At 61.3% G+C, this 20,858-nt stretch carries 17 protein-coding genes; 11 read left to right on the top strand and 6 right to left on the bottom strand.

From position 1 onward, the window contains the following. The first annotated feature begins 36 nt into the window (after positions 1–36). From P8H27_RS14815 to P8H27_RS14855, 9 genes are all read left to right on the top strand, one after another. Complete coding sequence (locus tag P8H27_RS14815) at positions 37–306, top strand: YeaC family protein (protein WP_289638326.1); 270 nt, start codon at positions 37–39, stop codon at positions 304–306. After that, entirely contained in the window at positions 306–1,139 is an 834-nt protein-coding gene (locus tag P8H27_RS14820; RefSeq protein WP_289638327.1) for a DUF2797 domain-containing protein, read from the top strand. The genes P8H27_RS14815 and P8H27_RS14820 overlap by 1 nt, the downstream gene beginning before the upstream one ends. A gap of 81 nt (positions 1,140–1,220) precedes the next feature. Continuing rightward, positions 1,221–3,881: an aminopeptidase N gene (gene pepN / locus P8H27_RS14825; protein ID WP_289638328.1), complete on the top strand. Its 2,661-nt coding sequence runs from the start codon at positions 1,221–1,223 to the stop codon at positions 3,879–3,881. Between the two features lie 578 nt (positions 3,882–4,459). Continuing rightward, on the top strand, positions 4,460–6,496 hold the full coding sequence (locus P8H27_RS14830) for a DUF1302 domain-containing protein (RefSeq protein WP_289638329.1): 2,037 nt from the start codon (positions 4,460–4,462) through the stop codon (positions 6,494–6,496). 64 nt (positions 6,497–6,560) lie between these two features. Beyond that, positions 6,561–7,931, top strand: coding sequence for a DUF1329 domain-containing protein (locus P8H27_RS14835; RefSeq protein ID WP_289638330.1), 1,371 nt, complete (start codon positions 6,561–6,563; stop codon positions 7,929–7,931). 194 nt (positions 7,932–8,125) lie between these two features. Beyond that, positions 8,126–9,211: a YCF48-related protein gene (locus P8H27_RS14840; RefSeq protein WP_289638331.1), complete on the top strand. Its 1,086-nt coding sequence runs from the start codon at positions 8,126–8,128 to the stop codon at positions 9,209–9,211. Positions 9,212–9,229: 18 nt separating this feature from the next. Beyond that, positions 9,230–11,584, top strand: coding sequence for an RND family transporter (locus P8H27_RS14845; RefSeq protein WP_289638332.1), 2,355 nt, complete (start codon positions 9,230–9,232; stop codon positions 11,582–11,584). A 151-nt stretch (positions 11,585–11,735) separates the two neighbouring features. Continuing rightward, positions 11,736–12,101 (top strand): DUF2784 domain-containing protein, encoded by a 366-nt coding sequence (locus P8H27_RS14850; RefSeq protein WP_289638333.1) that lies wholly within the window; start codon positions 11,736–11,738, stop codon positions 12,099–12,101. A gap of 120 nt (positions 12,102–12,221) precedes the next feature. Further along, complete coding sequence (locus P8H27_RS14855) at positions 12,222–13,031, top strand: SDR family oxidoreductase (RefSeq protein WP_289638334.1); 810 nt, start codon at positions 12,222–12,224, stop codon at positions 13,029–13,031. A 53-nt stretch (positions 13,032–13,084) separates the two neighbouring features. Here the strand turns inward: P8H27_RS14855 and P8H27_RS14860 are convergent, their stop codons facing one another. From P8H27_RS14860 to P8H27_RS14870, 3 genes are all read right to left on the bottom strand, one after another. After that, positions 13,085–13,936, bottom strand: a complete 852-nt coding sequence (locus P8H27_RS14860) for a DMT family transporter (RefSeq protein ID WP_289638335.1) — start codon at positions 13,934–13,936, stop codon at positions 13,085–13,087. Beyond that, positions 13,933–14,268 carry a tRNA-binding protein gene (locus P8H27_RS14865; protein ID WP_289638336.1) on the bottom strand — a complete coding sequence of 112 codons (336 nt, stop codon included), beginning with the start codon at positions 14,266–14,268 and terminating at the stop codon, positions 13,933–13,935. Before P8H27_RS14865 ends, P8H27_RS14860 begins: the two co-directional genes overlap by 4 nt. Positions 14,269–14,348: 80 nt before the next feature. Further along, complete coding sequence (locus P8H27_RS14870; RefSeq protein WP_289638337.1) at positions 14,349–15,101, bottom strand: AraC family transcriptional regulator; 753 nt, start codon at positions 15,099–15,101, stop codon at positions 14,349–14,351. A 144-nt stretch (positions 15,102–15,245) separates the two neighbouring features. On the opposite strand from P8H27_RS14870, the gene P8H27_RS14875 reads away from it, so the two are divergent. Next, positions 15,246–16,070 (top strand): UDP-2,3-diacylglucosamine diphosphatase, encoded by an 825-nt coding sequence (locus P8H27_RS14875; RefSeq protein ID WP_289638338.1) that lies wholly within the window; start codon positions 15,246–15,248, stop codon positions 16,068–16,070. After that, positions 16,067–17,104, top strand: a complete 1,038-nt coding sequence (locus P8H27_RS14880) for a glycosyltransferase family 1 protein (RefSeq protein WP_289638339.1) — start codon at positions 16,067–16,069, stop codon at positions 17,102–17,104. The genes P8H27_RS14875 and P8H27_RS14880 overlap by 4 nt, the downstream gene beginning before the upstream one ends. 132 nt (positions 17,105–17,236) lie before the next feature. On the opposite strand, the gene P8H27_RS14885 is transcribed toward P8H27_RS14880, so the two are convergent. The 3 genes from P8H27_RS14885 to P8H27_RS14895 all read right to left on the bottom strand — a co-directional run bounded on the left by P8H27_RS14885 (position 17,237) and on the right by P8H27_RS14895 (position 20,783). Beyond that, positions 17,237–18,625 (bottom strand): adenylate/guanylate cyclase domain-containing protein, encoded by a 1,389-nt coding sequence (locus P8H27_RS14885; protein ID WP_289638340.1) that lies wholly within the window; start codon positions 18,623–18,625, stop codon positions 17,237–17,239. Between the two features lie 192 nt (positions 18,626–18,817). Beyond that, complete coding sequence (locus tag P8H27_RS14890; protein ID WP_289638341.1) at positions 18,818–19,135, bottom strand: Mpo1-like protein; 318 nt, start codon at positions 19,133–19,135, stop codon at positions 18,818–18,820. 193 nt (positions 19,136–19,328) lie between these two features. Then, entirely contained in the window at positions 19,329–20,783 is a 1,455-nt protein-coding gene (locus P8H27_RS14895) for a TrkH family potassium uptake protein (RefSeq protein ID WP_289638342.1), read from the bottom strand. Positions 20,784–20,858 lie beyond the last annotated feature (75 nt).

Here is a 20,858-nt window from a genome sequence, read left to right on the forward strand (position 1 = left end):
CCTGTTAAACTGCCGCTTCGTCTTTCGGAGGTATCCATGTCGTCGTCCTTTCTCGAAACAATCGAAAACATCACCCCAGAGATTTACCAGAGCCTGAAGCTGGCGGTGGAAATCGGCAAATGGGCCGATGGGCGCAAGTTGTCCCAGGAGCAAAAAGAACTCAGCCTGCAGGCGCTGATCGCCTGGGAGTTGCAAAACCTCCCCGAGGAACAACGCACCGGTTACATGGGCGGGCAGGCTTGCGGCTCCAAGTCCAAGCCGGCCGTGGAAGAAGCGCCGAACCCGCAGTACAAGGCCCTGCACTGATGGTCGAGTTGGCACGCGGCGCCCTGAGCAAGATGGCGGCGCGCCTGGATGCGCCCGTGCAGTATGCGTTTCGCCTGGACGCCGAAGAGGTGGCGGTCAATCCATTGATCGGCAAGACCTTGCGCCTCGAATACCTGGGCGCCATCCATTGCAGCCACTGCGGGCGCAAGACCAAGACCAGTTTCAGCCAGGGCTACTGCTACCCCTGCATGCAGAAGCTGGCGCAGTGCGATATCTGCATCATGAGCCCGGAGCGCTGCCACTACGACGCCGGCACCTGCCGCGAACCGAGCTGGGGCGAGCAATTCTGCATGACCGATCATGTGGTCTACCTGGCCAACTCCTCGGGCGTGAAGGTCGGCATCACCCGCGCCACGCAGGTTCCGACACGCTGGATCGATCAGGGCGCATGCCAGGCCTTGCCGATCCTGCGGGTGGCGACCCGGCAGCAGTCGGGCCTGGTCGAAGACCTGCTGCGCACGCAGGTCGCGGACAAGACCAACTGGCGTGCCCTGCTCAAGGGCGATGCCGCGCCGGTCGACCTGGCGGCAATTCGCGAGCAGCTATTCGCCAACTGCGGCGCGGGGCTCACCGAGTTGCAGCAGCGCTTCGGCCTGCAGGCGATCCAGTCGCTGAGCGATCAGCCGCCGCTGGACATCCGCTACCCGATCGAGGCCTACCCGGCCAAGATCAGCAGCTTCAACCTGGACAAGAACCCGATTGCCGAAGGCACCCTGCTCGGAATCAAGGGCCAGTACCTGATGTTCGACACCGGGGTGATCAATATCCGCAAGTACACCAGCTATCAGATAGCGGCAAGCTGTACGGCATAAGCTGCGAGCTTGAAGCCGTGACGACCGCAACCCACTTGCAGCTTGAAGCACGTCGCTTGAAGCTGCCGCGAAGAGGCTCCCATGCGCACCGAACAACCGAAGATGATTTACCTCAAGGACTATCAGGCGCCGGACTACCTGATCGACGAGACGCACCTGACTTTCGAGTTGTTCGAAGAGCACACCCTGGTGCATGCGCAGCTGGTGATGCGGCGCAATCCGGCCTGCGGCAATGATCTGCCGTTGCTGGTACTCGACGGCCAGGAGTTGGAGCTGCTCAGCCTGGCCCTTGATGGCGAGGAGCTGAGCGCTGGCGATTACCGGCTCAGCGCCAGCCACCTGAGCCTGCAGCCGAAGAACGCCAGCTTCGTCATCGACAGCAGCGTGCGCATCCACCCGGAGCGCAACACCGCCCTGGAAGGCCTGTACAAGTCCGGCGGGATGTTCTGCACCCAATGCGAGGCCGAGGGCTTCCGCAAGATCACCTACTACCTCGACCGCCCGGACGTGATGAGCAAGTTCACCACCACCCTGAGCGCCGAGCAGCACCGCTACCCGGTGCTGCTGTCCAACGGCAACCCGATTGCCAGCGGCCCGGAGGAAGGCGGCCGGCACTGGGCGACCTGGCAGGATCCGTTCAAGAAACCGGCCTACCTGTTCGCCCTGGTGGCGGGCGACCTCTGGTGCGTGGAAGACAGCTTCACCACCCTGAGCGCTCGCGAGGTGGCGCTGCGCATCTATGTCGAGCCGGAGAATATCGACAAGTGCCAGCACGCCATGGACAGCCTGAAGAAGGCGATGAAGTGGGACGAGCAGGTTTACGGCCGCGAGTACGACCTGGACATCTTCATGATAGTCGCGGTCAACGACTTCAACATGGGCGCCATGGAGAACAAGGGCCTCAATATCTTCAACTCCAGCTGCGTGCTGGCCAAGGCCGAGACTGCCACCGACGCCGCCCACCAGCGGGTCGAGGCGGTGGTGGCCCACGAGTACTTCCACAACTGGTCGGGCAACCGGGTGACCTGCCGCGACTGGTTCCAGTTGTCGCTGAAAGAAGGCTTCACCGTGTTCCGCGACGCCGAGTTCAGCGCCGACATGAACTCGCGCACGGTCAAACGCATCGAGGACGTGGCCTACCTGCGCACCCACCAGTTCGCCGAGGACGCCGGGCCCATGGCCCATCCGGTGCGCCCGGAGGCCTTCATGGAGATTTCCAACTTCTACACCCTGACCGTCTACGAGAAGGGTTCGGAAGTGGTGCGCATGATCCGCACCCTGGTCGGCGAGGCGGGCTTTCGCCAGGGCAGCGACCTGTATTTCGCGCGCCACGATGGCTTTGCTGCGACCTGCGACGATTTCATCAAGGCCATGGAAGAGGCCAATGGCGTCGACCTGAGCCAGTTCAAGCGCTGGTACAGCCAGGGCGGGACGCCGCGGCTGGCGGTCAGCGAGGCTTACGATGCCGCCGCCAAGACCTACAGCCTGAGCTTCAGGCAGAGCTGTCCGGCCACGCCGGGGCAGAAGGACAAACTACCCTTCGTCATCCCCGTGGAGCTGGGCCTGCTCGGCGCGCAGGGCCAGGCCTTGCCGCTGCGCCTGGCCGGCGAAGCCGGCGCTGGGGCGGCGTCGCGGGTGATCTCGATCACCGAAGCCGAGCAGGTGGTGACCTTCGTCGATGTCGCCGAACAGCCGCTGCCTTCGCTGCTGCGCGGCTTCTCCGCGCCGGTCAAACTGAGCTTTCCTTATAGCCGCGACCAGTTGATGTTCCTCATGCAGCACGACGCCGACGGTTTCAACCGCTGGGAAGCCGGTCAGCAGTTGGCCGTGCAGGTGTTGCAGGAATTGATCGGCCAGCATCAGCGCGGCGAGCCTTTGCAGCTGGATCAACGCCTGGTCGGCGCCCTGCGCAGCGTGCTGGATAACGATAGGTTGGATCAGGCCATGGTCGCCGAACTGCTTTCGTTGCCGGGCGAGGCCTACCTCAGCGAAATCAGTGCAGTGGCCGATGTCGATGCCATCCATGGCGCCCGCGAATTCACCCGCCGGCAACTGGCCGAGGCGCTGTTCGATCCGCTCTGGCAGCGTTACCGGGCCAATCGCGAGCTTTCGCGCAGCACGGCCTATGTTGCCGAGGCCGAGCACTTCGCCCGGCGCAGCCTGCAGAACATTGCATTGTCCTACCTGATGCTCAGCGGCAGGCCCGAGGTGCTGGCGGCTTGTCTGGAACAGTTTGAAGTGTGCGACAACATGACCGAGCGCCTTGGCGCCTTGGCGGTGTTGGTCAATTCGCCGTTCGAGGAGGAAAAAGCCAAGGCCTTAGCCAGCTTCGCCGACTTCTTCCAGGGCAACCCGTTGGTCATGGATCAGTGGTTCAGCGTCCAGGCGGCTTGCAGCCTGCCGGGCGCCTTGGCGCGGGTACAGCAACTGATGGAACACCCGGCCTTTACCCTGAAAAACCCGAACAAGGTGCGCGCCCTGATCGGGGCGTTCAGCGGGCAGAACCTGGTCAATTTCCATCGGCTCGACGGCAGCGGCTACCGCTTCCTCGCCGATCAGGTGATTACCCTCAATGCCCTCAACCCGCAGATCGCCGCGCGCTTGCTCGGGCCGTTAACCCGCTGGGGTAAATACGACGACGCGCGCCAGGCCTTGATGAGGGCCGAGCTGGAGCGGATTCTCGCCTCTGGCGAGCTGTCCAGCGATGTCTTCGAGGTGGTCAGCAAGAGTCTGGCGAGCTGAAGCCGTTTATATCCGTCAACTAGCTTGTAGCTAATCATCGATATGCAAATAACCCAGCCTTAGCGCTGGGTTATTTGCATTATGCCGCTCTGATTTTGTCTTACAAAGTGTTGCGCTGATGTTACCAACTGTCGTGCCGGGTAACACCTTACTGTTACCTGTAGCGGGCGGGCAGGTATTTCTGCATAAATAGCGGAGGTGGCCAGCTTGGGTTGAATTAACGTCGTTGCGCTAACTTCATGACCCGCGCGCCGAAGCAAGGACGGATGAGGTCATCCGGCAGACAAAAAAAGCCAATGGCTGTTTCAATATGCTGCATTTGTCTGATGAATGATCAGTCATAAAGTGAACTTTCGGAGTGCTCGCTGCGGGGCAATTATTTTTATACGAGCGTTTGAATTGGCATTGTGGTTGCAATAACTCCAAGGATTTTACCTTGCCACTGTGCATGCCGACGCTAGGTGCATGCGAGCGCATTGGGGGCCTTCCAATAACATCAAGGCCGTCATCAGTATGGTCGTAGCGTGTCTCGGCATGAGGCATACAAAAGAATGATCTGTCCACGGAGTAAAGTTTCGATGGCAATAAAGTCCCGTAAGTCCGTATTGCGTTTCGCACCTGCCAAGGCAGGTTTTGCCTTTGTTGGCATCCTTCCGCTGCTGGTGGCGGCCCATGCCCAGGCCGTGGAATTCAGCTTCGCCGACAATGAAATCAGCGGCTCCATCGACTCCACCGTGTCCTACGGCCAACTGTGGCGCGTACAGGGTCAGGACAAGACCAATAACGACATCAACACCAACGACGGTAACCGCAACTTCGACACGGGTTTGGTCTCTGAGGTCTATAAAATCACCACCGATCTAGGGGTGAATTACAAGAATTATGGCGCCTTTATTCGTGGTACTGCGTTCTATGACACTCAGATCATGGATCGCCGCAATGATTACTATGATGCGAATAGTCCTGTGCAGCCTAGTCAGAGCTATCCCAATGATGATCGCTTTACGTATGAAACCCGGCATAAAGCAGGGCGTAGTGCGCAGATTCTGGATGCCTATATCTATGGTAGCTGGGATGTGGCGGATATGCCGGTTACCGCGCGTTTCGGTAAGCAGGTGTTTAACTGGGGCGAGGGCTTGTTCTACCGCGGTGGTATCAATACTACCAACCCGATCGATGCCGCCAAATTCCGCCTGCCAGGCTCTGAGCTAAAGGAAGTGTTGGTGCCGCTTGAGGCGTTTAACGTCAGTGTTGGCTTGAGCGACAATTTGTCGGTGGAGGCTTTTTATCAGTTTAACTGGAAAGAGTCGGCCATTGACCCGGTGGGCACCTATTTCTCAGAAACCGACCTGTTTGCAGATGGCGGCAACACGGCATATACCGAACAACCTGCATTGGCCGCGCTTCGTCCTCTCTATCAGGGGCTGTCGGCCGGCAATGTCGGTGGTTTGAGTGGTAACGATTACTTCGATACTAACGGCACCTTCAAAGTGGCGACTATCGGTGGGGATATCAATGCCAAGAACGATGGTCAGTTTGGCTTGGCATTTCGCTATATCGCCGAAGAGTTAAACTCCACCGAGTTCGGTTTCTATTTTGTTAATTACCATGCCAAGGAACCGTCTATTTTTGCCGATGTGGATGATAGTTTCGCGGGGCTGAACCCGTTGGCTATCGGTGCTGCTGTTACTCCTGCGCTGACACCCCAGGTGCAGCAGGCAGTGGCAGCTCAAGCCGGCGTTCCTTTAGCTACCTTGCAGGCTGTGATTGCCAATCCGGCGCTAAATCCTGGTCTTGCAGCTGCTTACGCTGGGGCTCTGACTGGTGCGGTAAACTCTGCCGTGGGCGGATTGTCAGCTATTGATTTGGCCAATAACATAATCGGTAGCCGTGAATACCCCGAAGATATCCGCATGTACGGTATGAGTTTCAATACCACTGTTGGCGATGCATCGGTGTTTGGTGAATTGTCCTACAGGCCGAATCTGCCGATTGGTGTGGCTACCACCAACGACATGCTGGGTGATTTGCTTAGCCAGGCGGCCTTTATGACTGCTGGTCAAAGAGTAAATATCGGTGGCCAAAATGTAGTACTCACCGACACCGTCAGCAACTACGAGCGAGTGGAGGTCTTTAATGCCTCGCTCGGCACTATCTACAATTTTGGTCCCGCACTGGGCTTCGATTCGCTGTTTGGTGTTGCTGAACTGGCGTCCGAGCACCTGCGCGGTAGTGATCTGCAATACAGCTCTCGCAATGGCAATCGTTACTACGCCGGTCGTCCCAATGGCTCCTACGTTTCTGGTTATGATCGCGACGACCAGGTTAATAAAAACGCCTACGGTTACACCCTGATGCTTTCCGGTACCTGGAACGACGTCTACGCCGGGGTCAACCTGTCGCCGTTTGCCGTCTATAAGGACGACTTCGAAGGTAACTCGCACCAGACCGGCAACTTTATCGAAGGGCGTAAGGCCTACACCCTGGGGCTGCGCGCCAGCTACCAGAGCAATCTGGAAGCCGAGCTGCAGTACACCGAGTTCTACGGCGCCGGGCAGAACAACGCAACGCGCGATCGCGACAATATCGGTTTGAACGTCAAGTACTCCTTCTAAACACAACTAGAAAATACCGGGTGCCTGCGGGCGCCCGATTGCTGACTTATCACGGAGAATCAAGATGCTGAAAAAGCACACGCTGATGGGGGCCGCTATTGCGCTGGCGCTGTCTGCTGGTAGCGCGCTGGCCGCGGTTTCGCCGCAGGATGCCGCCAAGTTGGGCGCAAGCCTCACCCCTTTCGGTGCCGAGAAGGCCGCTAACGCGGCCGGTACCATTCCCGAGTGGACCGGTGGCATCACTAAGGCGCCGGCCGGCTATACAGCTGCGGGTCAGCATCATGTGGATCCATTCGCCGCCGACAAGCCGCTGTTTACCATCACCAAGGCCAATCTGGAGCAGTACAAGGACAACTTGACTCCGGGTCAGATTGCCATGTTCAACACCTATCCCAACACCTATCAGATGCCGGTATACCAGACCCGTCGCTCCGGCTCTGCGCCGCAGTGGGTGTATGACAACAGCATCAAGAACGCCAGCACGGCCAAGTTGCTGGATGGCGGTAACGGTTTCACCGACGCCTATGGCGGCATCCCGTTTCCGATCCCACAAAATGGTGTAGAGGCGCTGTGGAACCACATTGCCCGTTACCGTGGTAGCTATATCGTGCGCCGCGCTTCGGAAGTGGCCGTGCAGCGCAATGGCAGCTACTCCCTGGTGACCTCGCAGCAGGAAGCGCTGTTCAAGTTCTACAACCCCAAAGGCACGGCTGCCGACCTGAACAACGTCATGTTCTACTACCTGTCGTTCACCAAGAGCCCGGCGCGTCTGGCCGGTGGTGCGGTGCTGGTGCATGAGACCCTGGATCAGGTGAAAGAGCCGCGTCAGGCCTGGGGTTATAGCGCCGGTCAGCGCCGCGTGCGCCGCGCGCCGAACCTGGCGTATGACACGCCGATCGCTGCCGCCGATGGCCTGCGTACCGCCGACGACACCGACATGATCAACGGTTCGCCCGATCGCTACGACTGGAAGCTGGTGGGCAAGAAGGAAATCTACATTCCTTACAACAGCTATAAAGTCACCAGCCCGGAAGTCAAGTACGAGAACCTGCTGCAAGTGGGTCACCTGAATCCGGCCTTCACCCGCAACGAGCTTCACCGCGTGTGGGTGGTCGAGGGCACGCTGAAGTCCGGTGCTCGTCACATCTACTCCAAGCGTACCCTGTTCCTCGACGAGGATAGCTGGCAAGCTGCGGTGGTTGACCAGTACGACGGTCGTGGCGAGCTGTGGCGTGTATCCCTGGCTTACCTGAAGAACTACTACGATCTGCCGACCACCTGGTCTGCGCTGGATAGCTTCCACGATCTGCAGGCCCGTCGTTACCACGTGCAGAACCTGGATAACGAAGAGTCGAGCACTATCGACTTCAGCCAGCCGGTTCCGGACGATGGCTACTTCAAGCCGGCTGCCCTGCGTCGTCGCGGTACGCGTTGATTCGGGCGTAGAGTCGCTGAAAGGCCGCTACAGTCGTAGCGGCCTTTTCTATTTTGCCGGCAGAAACAGGCGCAAGCAGTTGGCGGCCTTAACAAAACATAACGTCACGTCGATTGTCAGGCCTTTCTAAAGCTCGCTAGCATAAGCGGTCTGCTAAAAAGCAGTGCCATCGATAACAACAAGGGAGAAGGTATATGAGTGAGCCCGTCACGCGGCGCACCCGGGCCGGTCTGTTCAATGCACCGGCGTTGCGCTTCTACTCGCCGCTGGCTAAAGCGCTCTCGCTCTGCAGTGTGCTGTCCGTTGTGCTTTTTGCTGCCGCGCCATTGCAGGCGCAAACCGCCGCCGATTCAGCCGTTCGTTACTCGATCGAATCGCCCAGCGCAGTGAAAAAACTGCTGTTGGACGTTACCCGCGTCGGCCAGCGCCTGGTGGCTGTTGGCGACCGTGGGCATATCCTCTACTCCGACGACAATGCCGTCAGCTGGACTCAGGCCAAGGTGCCGACCCGGCAGATGCTTACCGCGGTGTTCTTTGTCGATGACCAGCATGGCTGGGCGGTTGGCCACGACGCACAAATTCTCGCCAGTAACGATGGCGGCGCTACCTGGGTCAAACAGTTCGAGGATCAGGAGCGCGAGGCCGGTTCGCCTTTCCTGGATGTCTGGTTCAAGGATCTGAACAATGGTTTCGTCGTCGGCGCCTATGGTGCGTTGTACGCGACGACCGATGGCGGCAAGAACTGGGAAGATGTCGGTGACCGCCTCGACAGCGAAGACGGTTACCACCTCAATGCCATAGTCGCGGTCAAGGATGCCGGCCTGTTCGTCGTCGGCGAACTGGGTGGCATGTTCCGCTCGGCCGATTGGGGGCAAACCTGGGAAACCATTCAGGGGCCCTACGAGGGCTCACTGTTCGGCGCTCTTGGCACCAGCGAAACCGGCAGCTTGTTGGTTTATGGTCTGCGCGGCCATATGTTCCGCTCCAGCGATTTCGGCGATAGCTGGCAGCAGATCGAGCTGAATACCCCGAATAACGGTCCGCTGGAGTTCGGCCTGGCCGATGGCAACCAACTTGCCGACGGCTCGATCGTGGTCGTTGGGCATGGCGGCACCGTGTTGAAAAGCAGCGATGACGGGCGAACCTTCAGTTTGCTCAATCGCGTCGACCGGCTCTCGCTAGCGGGCGTCACTGCACTGGATAACGGCAACCTGATTCTGGTGGGGCAGGGCGGCGTCCTCGTCGCTGCGCCGACTGGCGCCGATCTGGGCCAACAATAATAAGCCGGGAGAGTTTGCATGAGTAAGCATCAACAACAACCTGCGTCTGTCCTCGAGCGGTTGATCTTCAATAACCGTCCGGCGGTGATTGTACTGTGCCTGCTGATCAGTGTTTTTCTGTTCTATCAGGCTGCCCAGGTGCGCCCACAAACCAGTTTCGAGAAGATGATCCCGCTGGGCCATCCCTATATCCAGAAGATGCTCGAGCATCGCAATGACCTGGCGAACCTGGGCAACACCGTGCGCATCTCGGTGGAAGCGGTCGATGGCGACATCTTCACCAAGGAGTACATGGAGACCCTGCGTCAGATCAGCGACGAAGTGTTCTACATTCCCGGTGTCGATCGTTCCGGGCTGAAATCGCTGTGGAGCCCGAGCGTGCGCTGGACCGAGGTGACGGAAGAGGGCTTCGCCGGCGGCGAAGTGATTCCGCAGACCTACGACGGTTCCAGCGACAGCCTGGAGGATTTGCGCAGCAATATCCTCAAGTCCGGGCAGGTCGGCCGGCTGGTGGCCAACAACTTCAAATCGAGCATCGTCGATGTGCCGCTGCTGGAGTCCTACCCGAATCCCGAGAACCAGGGCGAGCTGATTCCGCTGAACTACCAGAAATTCTCCCACGAGCTGGAAGAGAAGATTCGCGAGAAGTACCAGGCACAAAACCCTAACGTGAAGGTGCACATCATCGGCTTCGCCAAGAAAGTTGGCGATCTGATCGATGGTCTGGTCGGTGTGGCCTTGTTCTTTGCCGTGGCCATCGGCATCACCTTCGCCCTGCTGCTGTGGTTCACCCATTGCTTCAAGAGCACCCTGGCGGTGGTCATCACCACCCTGATCGCGGTGGTCTGGCAGCTCGGCTTGCTGCACACCCTGGGCTTCGGCCTGGATCCCTATTCGATGCTGGTACCGTTTCTGGTGTTCGCCATCGGCATCTCCCATGGGGTGCAGAAAATCAACGGTATCGCCATGGCCTCGGGGGAGGCGACGAGTCCGTTGTCTGCCGCGCGCATGGCGTTCCGCCAACTGTTCATTCCCGGCTTGGTCGCCTTGCTGTCGGATGCGGTCGGCTTCATTACCCTGCTGCTGATCGATATCGGCGTGATCCGTGAACTGGCCATCGGTGCGTCGATGGGGGTGGCGGTGATTATCCTGACCAACCTGATCCTGCTGCCGGTGATGATTTCCTATATCGGCATCAGCAAGAAGGCGGTCAAGATCAGCCGTGAAGAGGCGGCCAAGGATCACCCGCTCTGGCGTCTGCTTTCCAACTTCGCCCATCCGATGGTGGCGCCGGTGTCCGTGCTGGTTGCCATGGTGGCCCTGGCCGGTGGCGTCTGGTATGGCCAGAACCTGAAGATCGGCGACCTCGACCAGGGCGCGCCGGAGCTGCATCCGGACTCGCGCTACAACCTGGACAACGATTTCGTCATCCACAACTACTCGACCAGCTCCGATGTGCTGGTGGTGATGGTCAAGACCAAGACGGAAGGTTGCTCGACCTACCCGGCGCTGTCGGCCATGGACGAGCTGACGTGGAAGATGGAGAACACCGAGGGCGTGCAGTCGGCCATTTCCATGGTCACGGTGTCGCGTCAGGTGATCAAGGGCATGAACGAGGGCAACCTGAAATGGGAAACCTTGTCGCGTAACCAGGACGTGCTGAACAACTCGATTGCCCGCGCCGACGGTCTGTACAACTCCGATTGTTCGGTGGCGCCGGTGCTGGTGTTCCTCAACGATCACAAGGCGGAAACCCTGGAGCGGGCGGTCGCGGTCGTCGAAGGTTTCGCCAAGGAAACCAACAGGGAAGGCCTGGAGTTCATCCTGGCCGCCGGTAACGCGGGTATCGAAGCGGCCACCAACGAAGTGATCGCCGCGTCGGAGACCACCATGCTGGTGGCGGTCTATGCCGCCGTGAGCATCATGTGCCTGCTGACCTTCCGTTCCATTGCGGCGACCCTTTGTGTGATTCTGCCGCTGGTGTTGACTTCGGTGCTGGGTAACGCCCTGATGGCTTATATGGGCATCGGCGTGAAGGTGGCCACCCTGCCGGTGATTGCCTTGGGTGTGGGCATCGGTGTCGACTACGGCATCTATATCTACAGCCGCATGGAGACCTACCTGCGCCAGGGGCTGTCGTTGCAGGAGGCCTACTACGAGACCCTCAAGTCGACCGGTAAGGCCGTGCTGTTTACCGGCGTATGCCTGGCGATCGGCGTGGCGACCTGGATCTTCTCGGCGATCAAGTTCCAGGCCGACATGGGCCTGATGCTGACCTTCATGTTCCTCTGGAACATGATCGGCGCGATCTGGCTGCTGCCGGCACTGGCACGCTTCCTGATCAACCCGGAGAAGCTGCGCCACAAGGCCTGATCGGCAGACGCAGTACTAAAGAACCGCGGCCTTAGGGACGCGGTTTTTTTATCTCGCCAGTAGCGGCATGGCGTCCTGGCTGCTGCTCGGTGGTTGCGTCGCGGGCGGTTATCCTAGAGTACGTTCAAGGCGTTAAAGGCGAGGTGAGGCCATGCTCCTGCGTCTGGCCGCGGATGCCGTGTTGCTGCTGCATCTGCTGTTCATTGCGTTCGCGCTACTCGGTGGTTTGCCGGTGTTGCGCTGGCGTTGGCTTGCCTGGCTGCATCTGCCTGCTGTGCTCTGGGCGGTGGCGGTCGAGTCGCTACAGCTGCTGTGCCCGCTGACGCCACTGGAGAACGCTTTGCGTCAAGGCGCAGGGCAAGCGGGTTACAGCACCGGCTTTATCCAGCACTATCTGCTGCCGATCCTCTATCCGAGCGGGCTCACGCCCTTTATCCAGCTGTGGTTGGCCGCGTTGCTGCTGTTGCCGAACCTGCTGGTTTATGGCTTTTTGCTCTGGCGTTGGCGCAGCCGTTAGCCGGTCTGCCAGTGACAGCGGTTTGCCTTGGTCATTCAGCAACATGATGGTACGTGGGGCGGAATATTTCCTTGGCTACACTGCGCCCGGTCTTCCATCGCACAACAAGGCGGCTTCCATATGCAAAACCGCATGATGATTACCGGCGCAGGTTCGGGCTTGGGTCGTGAAATCGCCCTGCGCTGGGCGCGCGAGGGCTGGCGCCTGGCGCTTGCCGATGTCAACGAGGCGGGTCTGGGCGAGACCCTGCAATTGATCCGCGCCGCCGGCGGCGAGGGTTTCACCCAGCGTTGCGACGTGCGCGACTACAGCCAGCTGACCGCTTTGGCGCAGGCCTGCGAGGAAAAGTTCGGCGGCATCGATGTAATCGTCAATAACGCCGGTGTGGCCTCGGGCGGCTTCTTCAGTGAATTGTCGCTGGAGGATTGGGACTGGCAGATCGCGATCAACCTGATGGGCGTGGTCAAGGGCTGCAAGGCGTTCCTGCCGTTGCTCGAACGCAGCAAGGGCCGGATCGTCAACATCGCCTCGATGGCGGCCTTGATGCAGGGCCCGGCGATGAGCAATTACAACGTGGCCAAGGCCGGTGTAGTGGCGCTGTCGGAGAGCCTGCTGATCGAACTGAAACAACAGCAAGTTGGGGTGCACGTGGTCTGCCCGTCGTTCTTCCAGACCAACCTGCTCGATTCCTTCCGTGGCCCGACGCCAGCGATGAAGGCCCAGGTCGGCAAGCTGCTGGAAAGCTCGCCGATCAGCGCCGCGGACATCGCCGCCTATATCTATGACGAGATGGCCAAGGGCGAGTTCCTGATTCTGCCCCATGAGCAGGGCCGCATGGCCTGGGCGTTGAAGCAGAACAACCCGCAATTGCTCTATGACGAAATGACCGACATGGCCGACAGGATGCGCGCCAAGGGCAAGCCGGCGTAATCCAGCTCGAGGTGCTGCGGCGGGCGAGGTTGATCCCTGCGCCAGCCGGCTGCTCAGCGCGCCATGCGCGCCGAGCAGAAAATCGCCAGGATGATCAACGTGCCGCCGAGCAGCATGCGCAGGGTCGGTACCTCGTTGAACAGCCACCAGGCGAGGGCGATGCCGTAGACCGGCTCCAGGGCGAAGATCACCGCCGCGCTGCGCGCCTTGATCACGCGCAGGCTGGCGACGAACAGGCTGTGCGCCAAACCGGTACAGAACACCCCGAGCAGGGCCAGCCAGAACCAGTCGAGCAACCGCAGGCCGGGCAGCAGGGGCCAGGCCAAGGGCAGGAAGCACAGCAGCACCGTGAGGTTCTGGCACAGCGCCGCCTGCACCGGATCCAGGCCGCGGGTGCTGGCGCGATTGAGCAGCGACAGCAGGGCGAACAGCAAGCCCGACAACACCGCCCAGAGCAGCCCGACCGTGGCCTGATTGCCGAGGTCGAAATTCGGCGTGACCAGGATCAACCCCAGGCAGACCACGGCGACCATGGCGAATTCGCCGGGTCGCGTGCGTTCGCGAAACAGCAGGCCTTCGAGCAATACGGTAAACGCCGGGAAGCTGGCGAAGCCGAGGGTGGCGATGGCCACCCCGGAAACCGTCACCGCCTCGAAGAAGGTCAGCCAATGGCTGCCGAGCAACAAGCCGCCGAGTACCAGCATGGCCAGCTGACGGGCGTTTGGCCGTTGGCTGTGCTCCTGGCTGAGGAGGCGGGCGAACAGGGCCAGGGCGACGACGGCGAAAATCGCCCGGCCGCCGACGATGGCCATGGGCAGGGTATTGGCCAGTTTGCCGAAGATCCCCGACAGGCCGAACAGCAGGGCGCCGAGGTGAATCGCCAGCAGTGCCTTGCGCTCGGTCATGCCAGGCGCGCCCCATTGGGCAGCGGTTTGTCGAAGCTGGCCAATACCACCTTGTCGTTCGCGTCATAGACGCCGGTGACCAGCACCTCGGAGCGGATCCCGGCGATGCGCTTGGGGGCGAAATTACACACGCAGAGTACCTGGCGGCCGACCAGCTCGGCGCATGGGTAGTGCTCGGTGAGTTGCGCGCTGGAGGTTTTCACCCCGAGCTCGCCGAGGTCGACCCGCAGTACGTAGGCCGGCTTGCGGGCCTTGGCGTTCGGCTCGGCGCAGAGCACTGTGCCCACACGCAATTCCACCCGTTGAAAGTCTGCCCATTCGATCTGCTGCATAACGTCTCCCTATCCAGTGCCAGCAAGTCTAGGGAGAGAAGCGGGCCCTGTCTGTCGCGGGAGTCGCGGCCTTTGTCGCGTTACTCGTGGCGCCGGCGCAATGCGCGCGGGGTGCAGCCGAACTGGCGCAAGAGCGCCGCGCTAAAGGCACTTTGCGAACTGTAGCCGACCCGCGCGGCGATCTCGCCGACCGCCAGCCGGCTGGTGCACAGCAACTGGCGGCCCAGGTGCAGGCGCCGGCTGCGCACATAGGCCATGGGCGTCTGTCCGGTTTCGTCGAGAAAGCGCGCATGGAAGCGCGCCGCCGACAAGCCGGCCAGCCGCGCCAGGTCGCCAACCTGCAGCGGATGGGCGGCATGCCGGTCGATGTGCGCATCCAGGGCGGCCAGCGGCAGGCCTTGCCCGTCGGGCAGCGCGACGCGCTCGCAGGTCAGGCTGGCGAGCAACAGGGCGGCGCCTTGCCGGGCGATCACCGGGTCATCGATCGGGCTGGCCGCCAGCCAACTGACCAGCTGGCTTTGCGCCGGGTCGAGACTCAGGGTACCGGGGTGTTCGAGCAGGTGGCGGCTGGCATCGGCATGCATGCCCAGGTGCTGTTGCAGCCAGAGTTCCGAGGGCACGTCGAGCACCAGGCACTGGCTGCCGCTGCTGCTGCCACAGGCATGCTGCGCCGCCGTCGGCACCACGGCGAGGGTCTGGCGGATCACCTGGCTGCCCAGCCCGGCCACTTCGAAGTCCAGTTGCCCGCTCAGGCCGAAGACCAGCTGCGCATGGGCATGGCTGTGGTTGAGCAGTTCATGGCTGTAGTGACGCAAAGAGAGCAGCGAAGGCATGGCCGGTTCCTCGTGACAGGCCGCCAGTTTAGCAGGCCGTTGCGCAGGGCCGTGACGGCTTGCTGTCATCGAACTGCCATGGCCTCGTCACAGTCGTTTCACCGCCGCTGGGCAAACTGCTCAAAATTCAGCCGGAAGCCGCCCATGACCAGCGCCCAGCTCGTCACACCGAGTCGCAAGCAACGAGTCCGCACCCTGTGGATTTCCGATGTCCACCTGGGCACCCGCGATTGCCAGGCCGAACACCTGGCGGCATTCCTCAAACGCTATCAAACCGAGCGGATTTACCTGGTCGGCGACATCATCGACGGCTGGAAGCTGCGCGGCGGCATCTACTGGCCGCAGGCGCATAGCAACGTGATCCGCCGCCTGCTGACCATGAGCAAGCGCGGCACCGAGGTGGTTTACATCACCGGCAACCACGACGAGTTCCTGCGCCGTTATTCGGCGCTGCTGCTGGGCAATATCCAGTTGGTCGACGAGGCCGAGCACATCACCGCCGACGGCCGCCGGTTGCTGGTGATCCACGGCGACCAGTTCGATGTGATCACCCGCTACCACCGCTGGCTGGCCTTTCTCGGCGACTCGGCCTACGAATTGACCCTGACCCTCAACCGCTGGCTCAATCATTGGCGCAGTCGCTACGGCTACGGTTACTGGTCGCTGTCGGCCTACCTCAAGCACAAGGTCAAGGGGGCGGTGAACTTTATCAGCGACTTCGAGCAGGCGATCGTCCACGAATGCCTCAAGCGTGGCTTCAATGGCGTGGTCTGCGGGCATATCCACCACGCCGAGATCCGCCCGATGGGCGAGGTGGAATACATGAACTGCGGCGACTGGGTCGAGTCCTGCACGGCCTTGATCGAACACCTGGACGGGCGCATCGAGCTGTATCGGCTGGCCGACGACCAGGCTCGGCAGGCGCAGTTGCAGGTCGAGCCGCTGGCCGCAGTCGAGCCGCCGGCATGAGGCTACTGATCGTCTCGGATGCCTGGTTGCCGCAGGTCAACGGTGTGGTTACCAGCTTGCAGGCTCTGGTCGGCGAACTGCGCGGCCTGGGCCATCAGGTCAAGCTGCTGTCGCCGCCGGATTTTCGCCGTTTGCCGTGCCCGAGCTACCCGGAGATTCCGCTGGCGTGGAACCTCTGGCGGGTCGGCCCGGCAATCCGCGAATTTCGGCCCGACTGCGTCCATCTGGCCACCGAAGGGCCGCTCGGTTGGGCCGCCAGGCGTTGGCTGAACAAGCGTGGCTTGGCGTTTTCCAGCGCCATCCATACGCGCTTTCCCGAGTACGTCCATGGCCGCTGGCCGTGGCTGCCACTGCGTTGGGGCTATGCCTACCTGCGCATTTTCCACCGCCCGAGCCAGGCCGTGCTGGTGACCACCGAGCGTCTGCGCGCGGAGTTTGCCGGTTGGGGTCTGCAGCGCCTGGCGCTCTGGCGCAAGGGGGTCGATACGCGCTTGTTTCAGCCGCAGATGCCGCTGTTAGCGGCGGCCAAACCGGTGTTCCTGTGTGTCGGGCGGATCGCCGCGGAAAAGAACCTGGAGGCTTTTCTCGCCCTCGACCTGCCCGGCGAGAAGTGGGTGGTCGGCGACGGTCCGTTGCGTGAAGCCTTGCAGGCGCGTTATCCGCAGGCGAGGTTTCTCGGCTATCGGCATGGCGAAGAACTGGCCGAGGCCTACCGCCAGGCCAGCGTGCTGGTGTTTCCCTCGCGTACCGATACCTATGGTCTGGTGATGCTCGAGGCACTGGCCTGCGGTACGCCGGTAGCGGCCTTCCCGGTGCCCGGGCCGCTGGATGTGCTGGAGGCGGGCGTCAGCGGGGCGCTGGCCGAAGATTTGCGCGAGGCCTGCCTGGCGGCTCTGGCGCTCGATAGGGCGCGCTGCGCGGCGTTGGCGGCGCAGCAATCCTGGCGGGTCTCGGCGCTGGAGTTTCTGGCCCGCCAGTCGTTGCTCGACGGCGAGCCGTGCCTGGGCCTGGGGCCGCTCGCGGAGAGTTCATAGGCTGAGTTAGGCGCGCGGGCGCGGTGCGTCGCGGGTGTCGCGAGAGGCGCCGCACTGAGCGGTATGTCGACTGCGCGAGCGGTGTTTGGCGCCGCTAGCCCAGCCTACCCGACGAGCGCCAGCCCGGCGGCGTTACATGATCACCTTGTCGCGCAACTTCTCGGCCGCCTGTTGCAGCGCCTGGATCACCCGTTGCTTGTCGAAGTTCTGGATGCCGTTGGTGTCCAGGTACATGGAGAAGCCGGGCAACTCATGCTCGACATAGCTGGAGGTGGCGCCCAGGTCGCGGCGGAAATCCACCACCTGGTAGATCTGTACCGGGCGGGTGAAGCCCTTGACGCTGATCTGGCCCTTGTCGCGACACATGATGAGGTCTTTGACCAACGAGTAGGTTTCGTGGGAGATCAGGATCTCGCCGGCTTCGGCGGCGCTTTCCAGGCGGCTGGCGAGGTTTACGTCGCGGCCGATGATGGTGTAGTCCATGCGCGTGTCGGCGCCGAAGTTGCCGACCGTGCAGTAGCCGGTGTTCAGGCCCATGCGGATTTCCAACGGCTTGGTGATGCCCTGGGCGCGCCACTGCTGGCGCAGTACTTTCATGTGTTTGCGCATGGCCACGGCCATCGATACCGCGGCCATGGCGTCTTGCTTGGCGCCTTTGCTGGCCGGATCGCCGAAGAACACCATGACGCTGTCGCCGATGAACTTGTCGATGGTGCCGCCGTATTTCAGGCAGATTTTCGACATCTCGTTGAGGTAGCTGTTGAGCAGGTCGGTCAGGGCCTCGGCTTCCAGCTCCTCGGACAGCTCGGTAAAGCCCTTGATGTCGGAGAAGAACACCGTGAGTTTCTTGCGCTGGGTCTCCAGGCGCACGCTCTTCTTGCCGGTGAAGATCGACTCCCACACCTGTGGCGACAGGTATTTGGCCAGATTGCGGGCCAGGCGTGCGGCTTTTTCCTGTTCGCGTTTGATGTCGCTGCGCACCTGATCCAGGTGTAAGCCTTGCTGGTGCACGAAATAAGCGCTGATGCAGATATACAAGGTGCTGAAGGCGATGCTCACCAGGGCGACCAGGGCCGGGGTGTTGGGGATGAATTTCAGCTCGATCAGCGCCGCGTTGAGCAAGGTGCTGCTGACTGCGATCAGCAGGGCCACGCTCAGGTAGCGCAGGCCGCCGGCCACCATCGAGCTGTAGGCCAGGATCAGCAGGCACATCAGGCTGGGCACCACCGAGAAACCGAGCAGCGCGAGCGCTGCGCCGCAGTGCAGGGCGTCGATGAACAGCAGGGCCAGGGCGGCGGTTTGCGGGTGGTCACGCTTGAAGCGTTGGCCAAGGTGGTGGGCCAGATGCGGATAGAGCAGGGCATAGGGCACCATCCACAGAATGTCGTAGGCGAAATGCTGGGTATAGGTGCCGGCCGCGATGCTCGCGGCCACGGCGATATAGGCCAGTATGCGTGAGTAATACTCGCGCAGTGGTGGCGCCGGTAATGCGGGGAGTCGGTTCTGGGTGGTGACATTCATGCTGTGGAAAGGATCCCTGCTGATTATCCAACGTCTCTGCTGGACGTCTAAGTAGCGCTGCAAGCGCCGAACCAGGATTGCGACAGAGCACGGATCATAACCAAGCAGCATGGGGCGAGCCAAGCATCGCGGCCAAACGGGATAAATATGCCGGCTTGTGGCCGACCTCGGCGCACCTTGAGCGCTGTCGGCTCAGAATTTGATGCGTGCGCTAACAGCATCCTTGAGCATTACCCAGTCGCCCATGAAGCTGTACAACGGGTATTGAAAGGTCGCCGGGCGGTTCTTCTCGAAAATGAAGTGGCCGACCCAGGCGAAACCATAACCGGCGAATGGCATGGCCAGCAGCCACAGCCACTGTTGTGTGATCAGGACGTGGGCTAGGATGGCCAGCACCAGCAGGCTGCCGACATAGTGAAGGCGGCGGCAGATGGGGTTGCTGTGTTCTTGCAGGTAATAGGGGTAGAACTCGGCGAAGCTGGTGTAACGAGCGCCGGTTTGCGTAGCCATGGCGTGCCTCCTGGTATTGCTCTGGCCGTACCGAGGGTTCAGCGGCTGCGGGATTTTTCGCCGTCTAACGGCGGTCCTGTTGGGCCAGTGACATTCCGTGGCGGGTTCGACATCACCCGGGTGAGTATCGTACCCGGTTGTAGGCGGCATAGGGCACAGAAGATCCATCGCCTGACTGCCGTCGGCACTGCGCTCAGTGTCTCCAGAATGCGGGCATCAACAGCACCAGCACGGTAAGGATTTCCAGGCGGCCGAGCAGCATGCCGGCGGTCAACAGCCACTTGGCCGTGTCCGGTAGGCTCGAGAAGTTGCCGGCCGGACCAATGGTCGGGCCCATCCCCGGGCCGACCCCGGACACGGTACTGGCCGCGCCGCTGAGCGCGGTGATCCAGTCCAGGCCGCAGAGCGTCAGGGCCAGCGCCAGCGCGGCGATGGTGATGGTGAAGAAAAACGAAAAGGTCAGGATCGAACGGACGATGTCTTCGTCCAGACGGTGCTGATTGTATTGCTGCTTGATCACCGCGCGCGGATGCACCAATTGCAGCAGGTTGGCCTTGAGCAGGATATAGGCGACCTGGAAGCGGAAGATCTTCAGGCCGCCGGCGGTCGAGCCGGAGCAGCCGCCGATAAAGCCCAGGTAGAAGAACAGCATGCCGGCGAAGCCGCCCCACAGGGTGTAGTCGCCCAGGGCAAAGCCGGTGGTGGTCATGATCGAGGTGGTGTTCACCGCCACGTGGCGCACCGCCTCCAGCCAGTGCAGTTCGGTGGTCAGGCTGTACCAGGTACCGAGCGCCAGCCAGGTACTCAGCAAGATGGCGAGGAAACCGCGAACCTGCTGATCGCGCAATAGCGCCTGGAAGTTGCCCCGCAGCATCGAAACATAGAGGACGAACGGCAGGCTGCCGAGAATCATCACCAGTACCGAAACCCAGTGCACCGCAGGCTGCGACCACTTGCCGATAGAGCTGTCCGAGGTGGAGAAGCCGCCGGTGGCAATCGCCGACATGGTGTGGTTGATCGCGTCGAACACGCCCATGCCCGCGGCCCAGAACGCCAGGAAACTCAGCAGGCTGATGCCCACGTAGGCGGCGATCATGTATTTGGCGACCATGTGCGAGCGCGGCATGACCTTGTCCGAACGATCCGAGGATTCGGTCTGGAACAGGCGCATGCCACCGATGCGCAGCATCGGCAAAATCGCCACGGCCATGGCGATGAAACCGATGCCGCCGAGCCAGTGCAGCAGCGAGCGCCAGATCAGAATACCCGGCGACATGCTGTCCAGGCCGCTGAGCACGGTGGCGCCGGTGGCGGTGATGCCGGACATGCTCTCGAAGATGGCGTCGGCGAGGCTCATGTGTTGCGCCAGCATGAAGGGTAGCGCGGCGAAGATGCACACCAGCAGCCAGCTCGACACCGTCAGCATGTACATGTCGCGCGGCCGCAGTTCGACGCCTTGCGGGTGGCCATGCGCGACCATGGCCAGCCCGGCGACGAAGGTGATCAGGCTCGACCAAAGATAGGCATTGAGTTCATGGGCGCGCTCAAAGATCACCAGGGTAAACATCGGCACCACCATGCTCACCGCCAGGGTGATCAGGAAAATACCGTTGATGAAGGCGATGATGCGTAGGGTCGGCAAGGCCATCTAGTGGGTTTCCAGGCGAATAATGTCGTCAATCAAGGTGATGGAGCTGCCGGTAGGCGCCGCGGGCAACCTGGT

The sequence above is a fragment of the Pseudomonas sp. sp1636 genome (assembly GCF_030376615.1).
Classification (GTDB): domain Bacteria; phylum Pseudomonadota; class Gammaproteobacteria; order Pseudomonadales; family Pseudomonadaceae; genus Aquipseudomonas.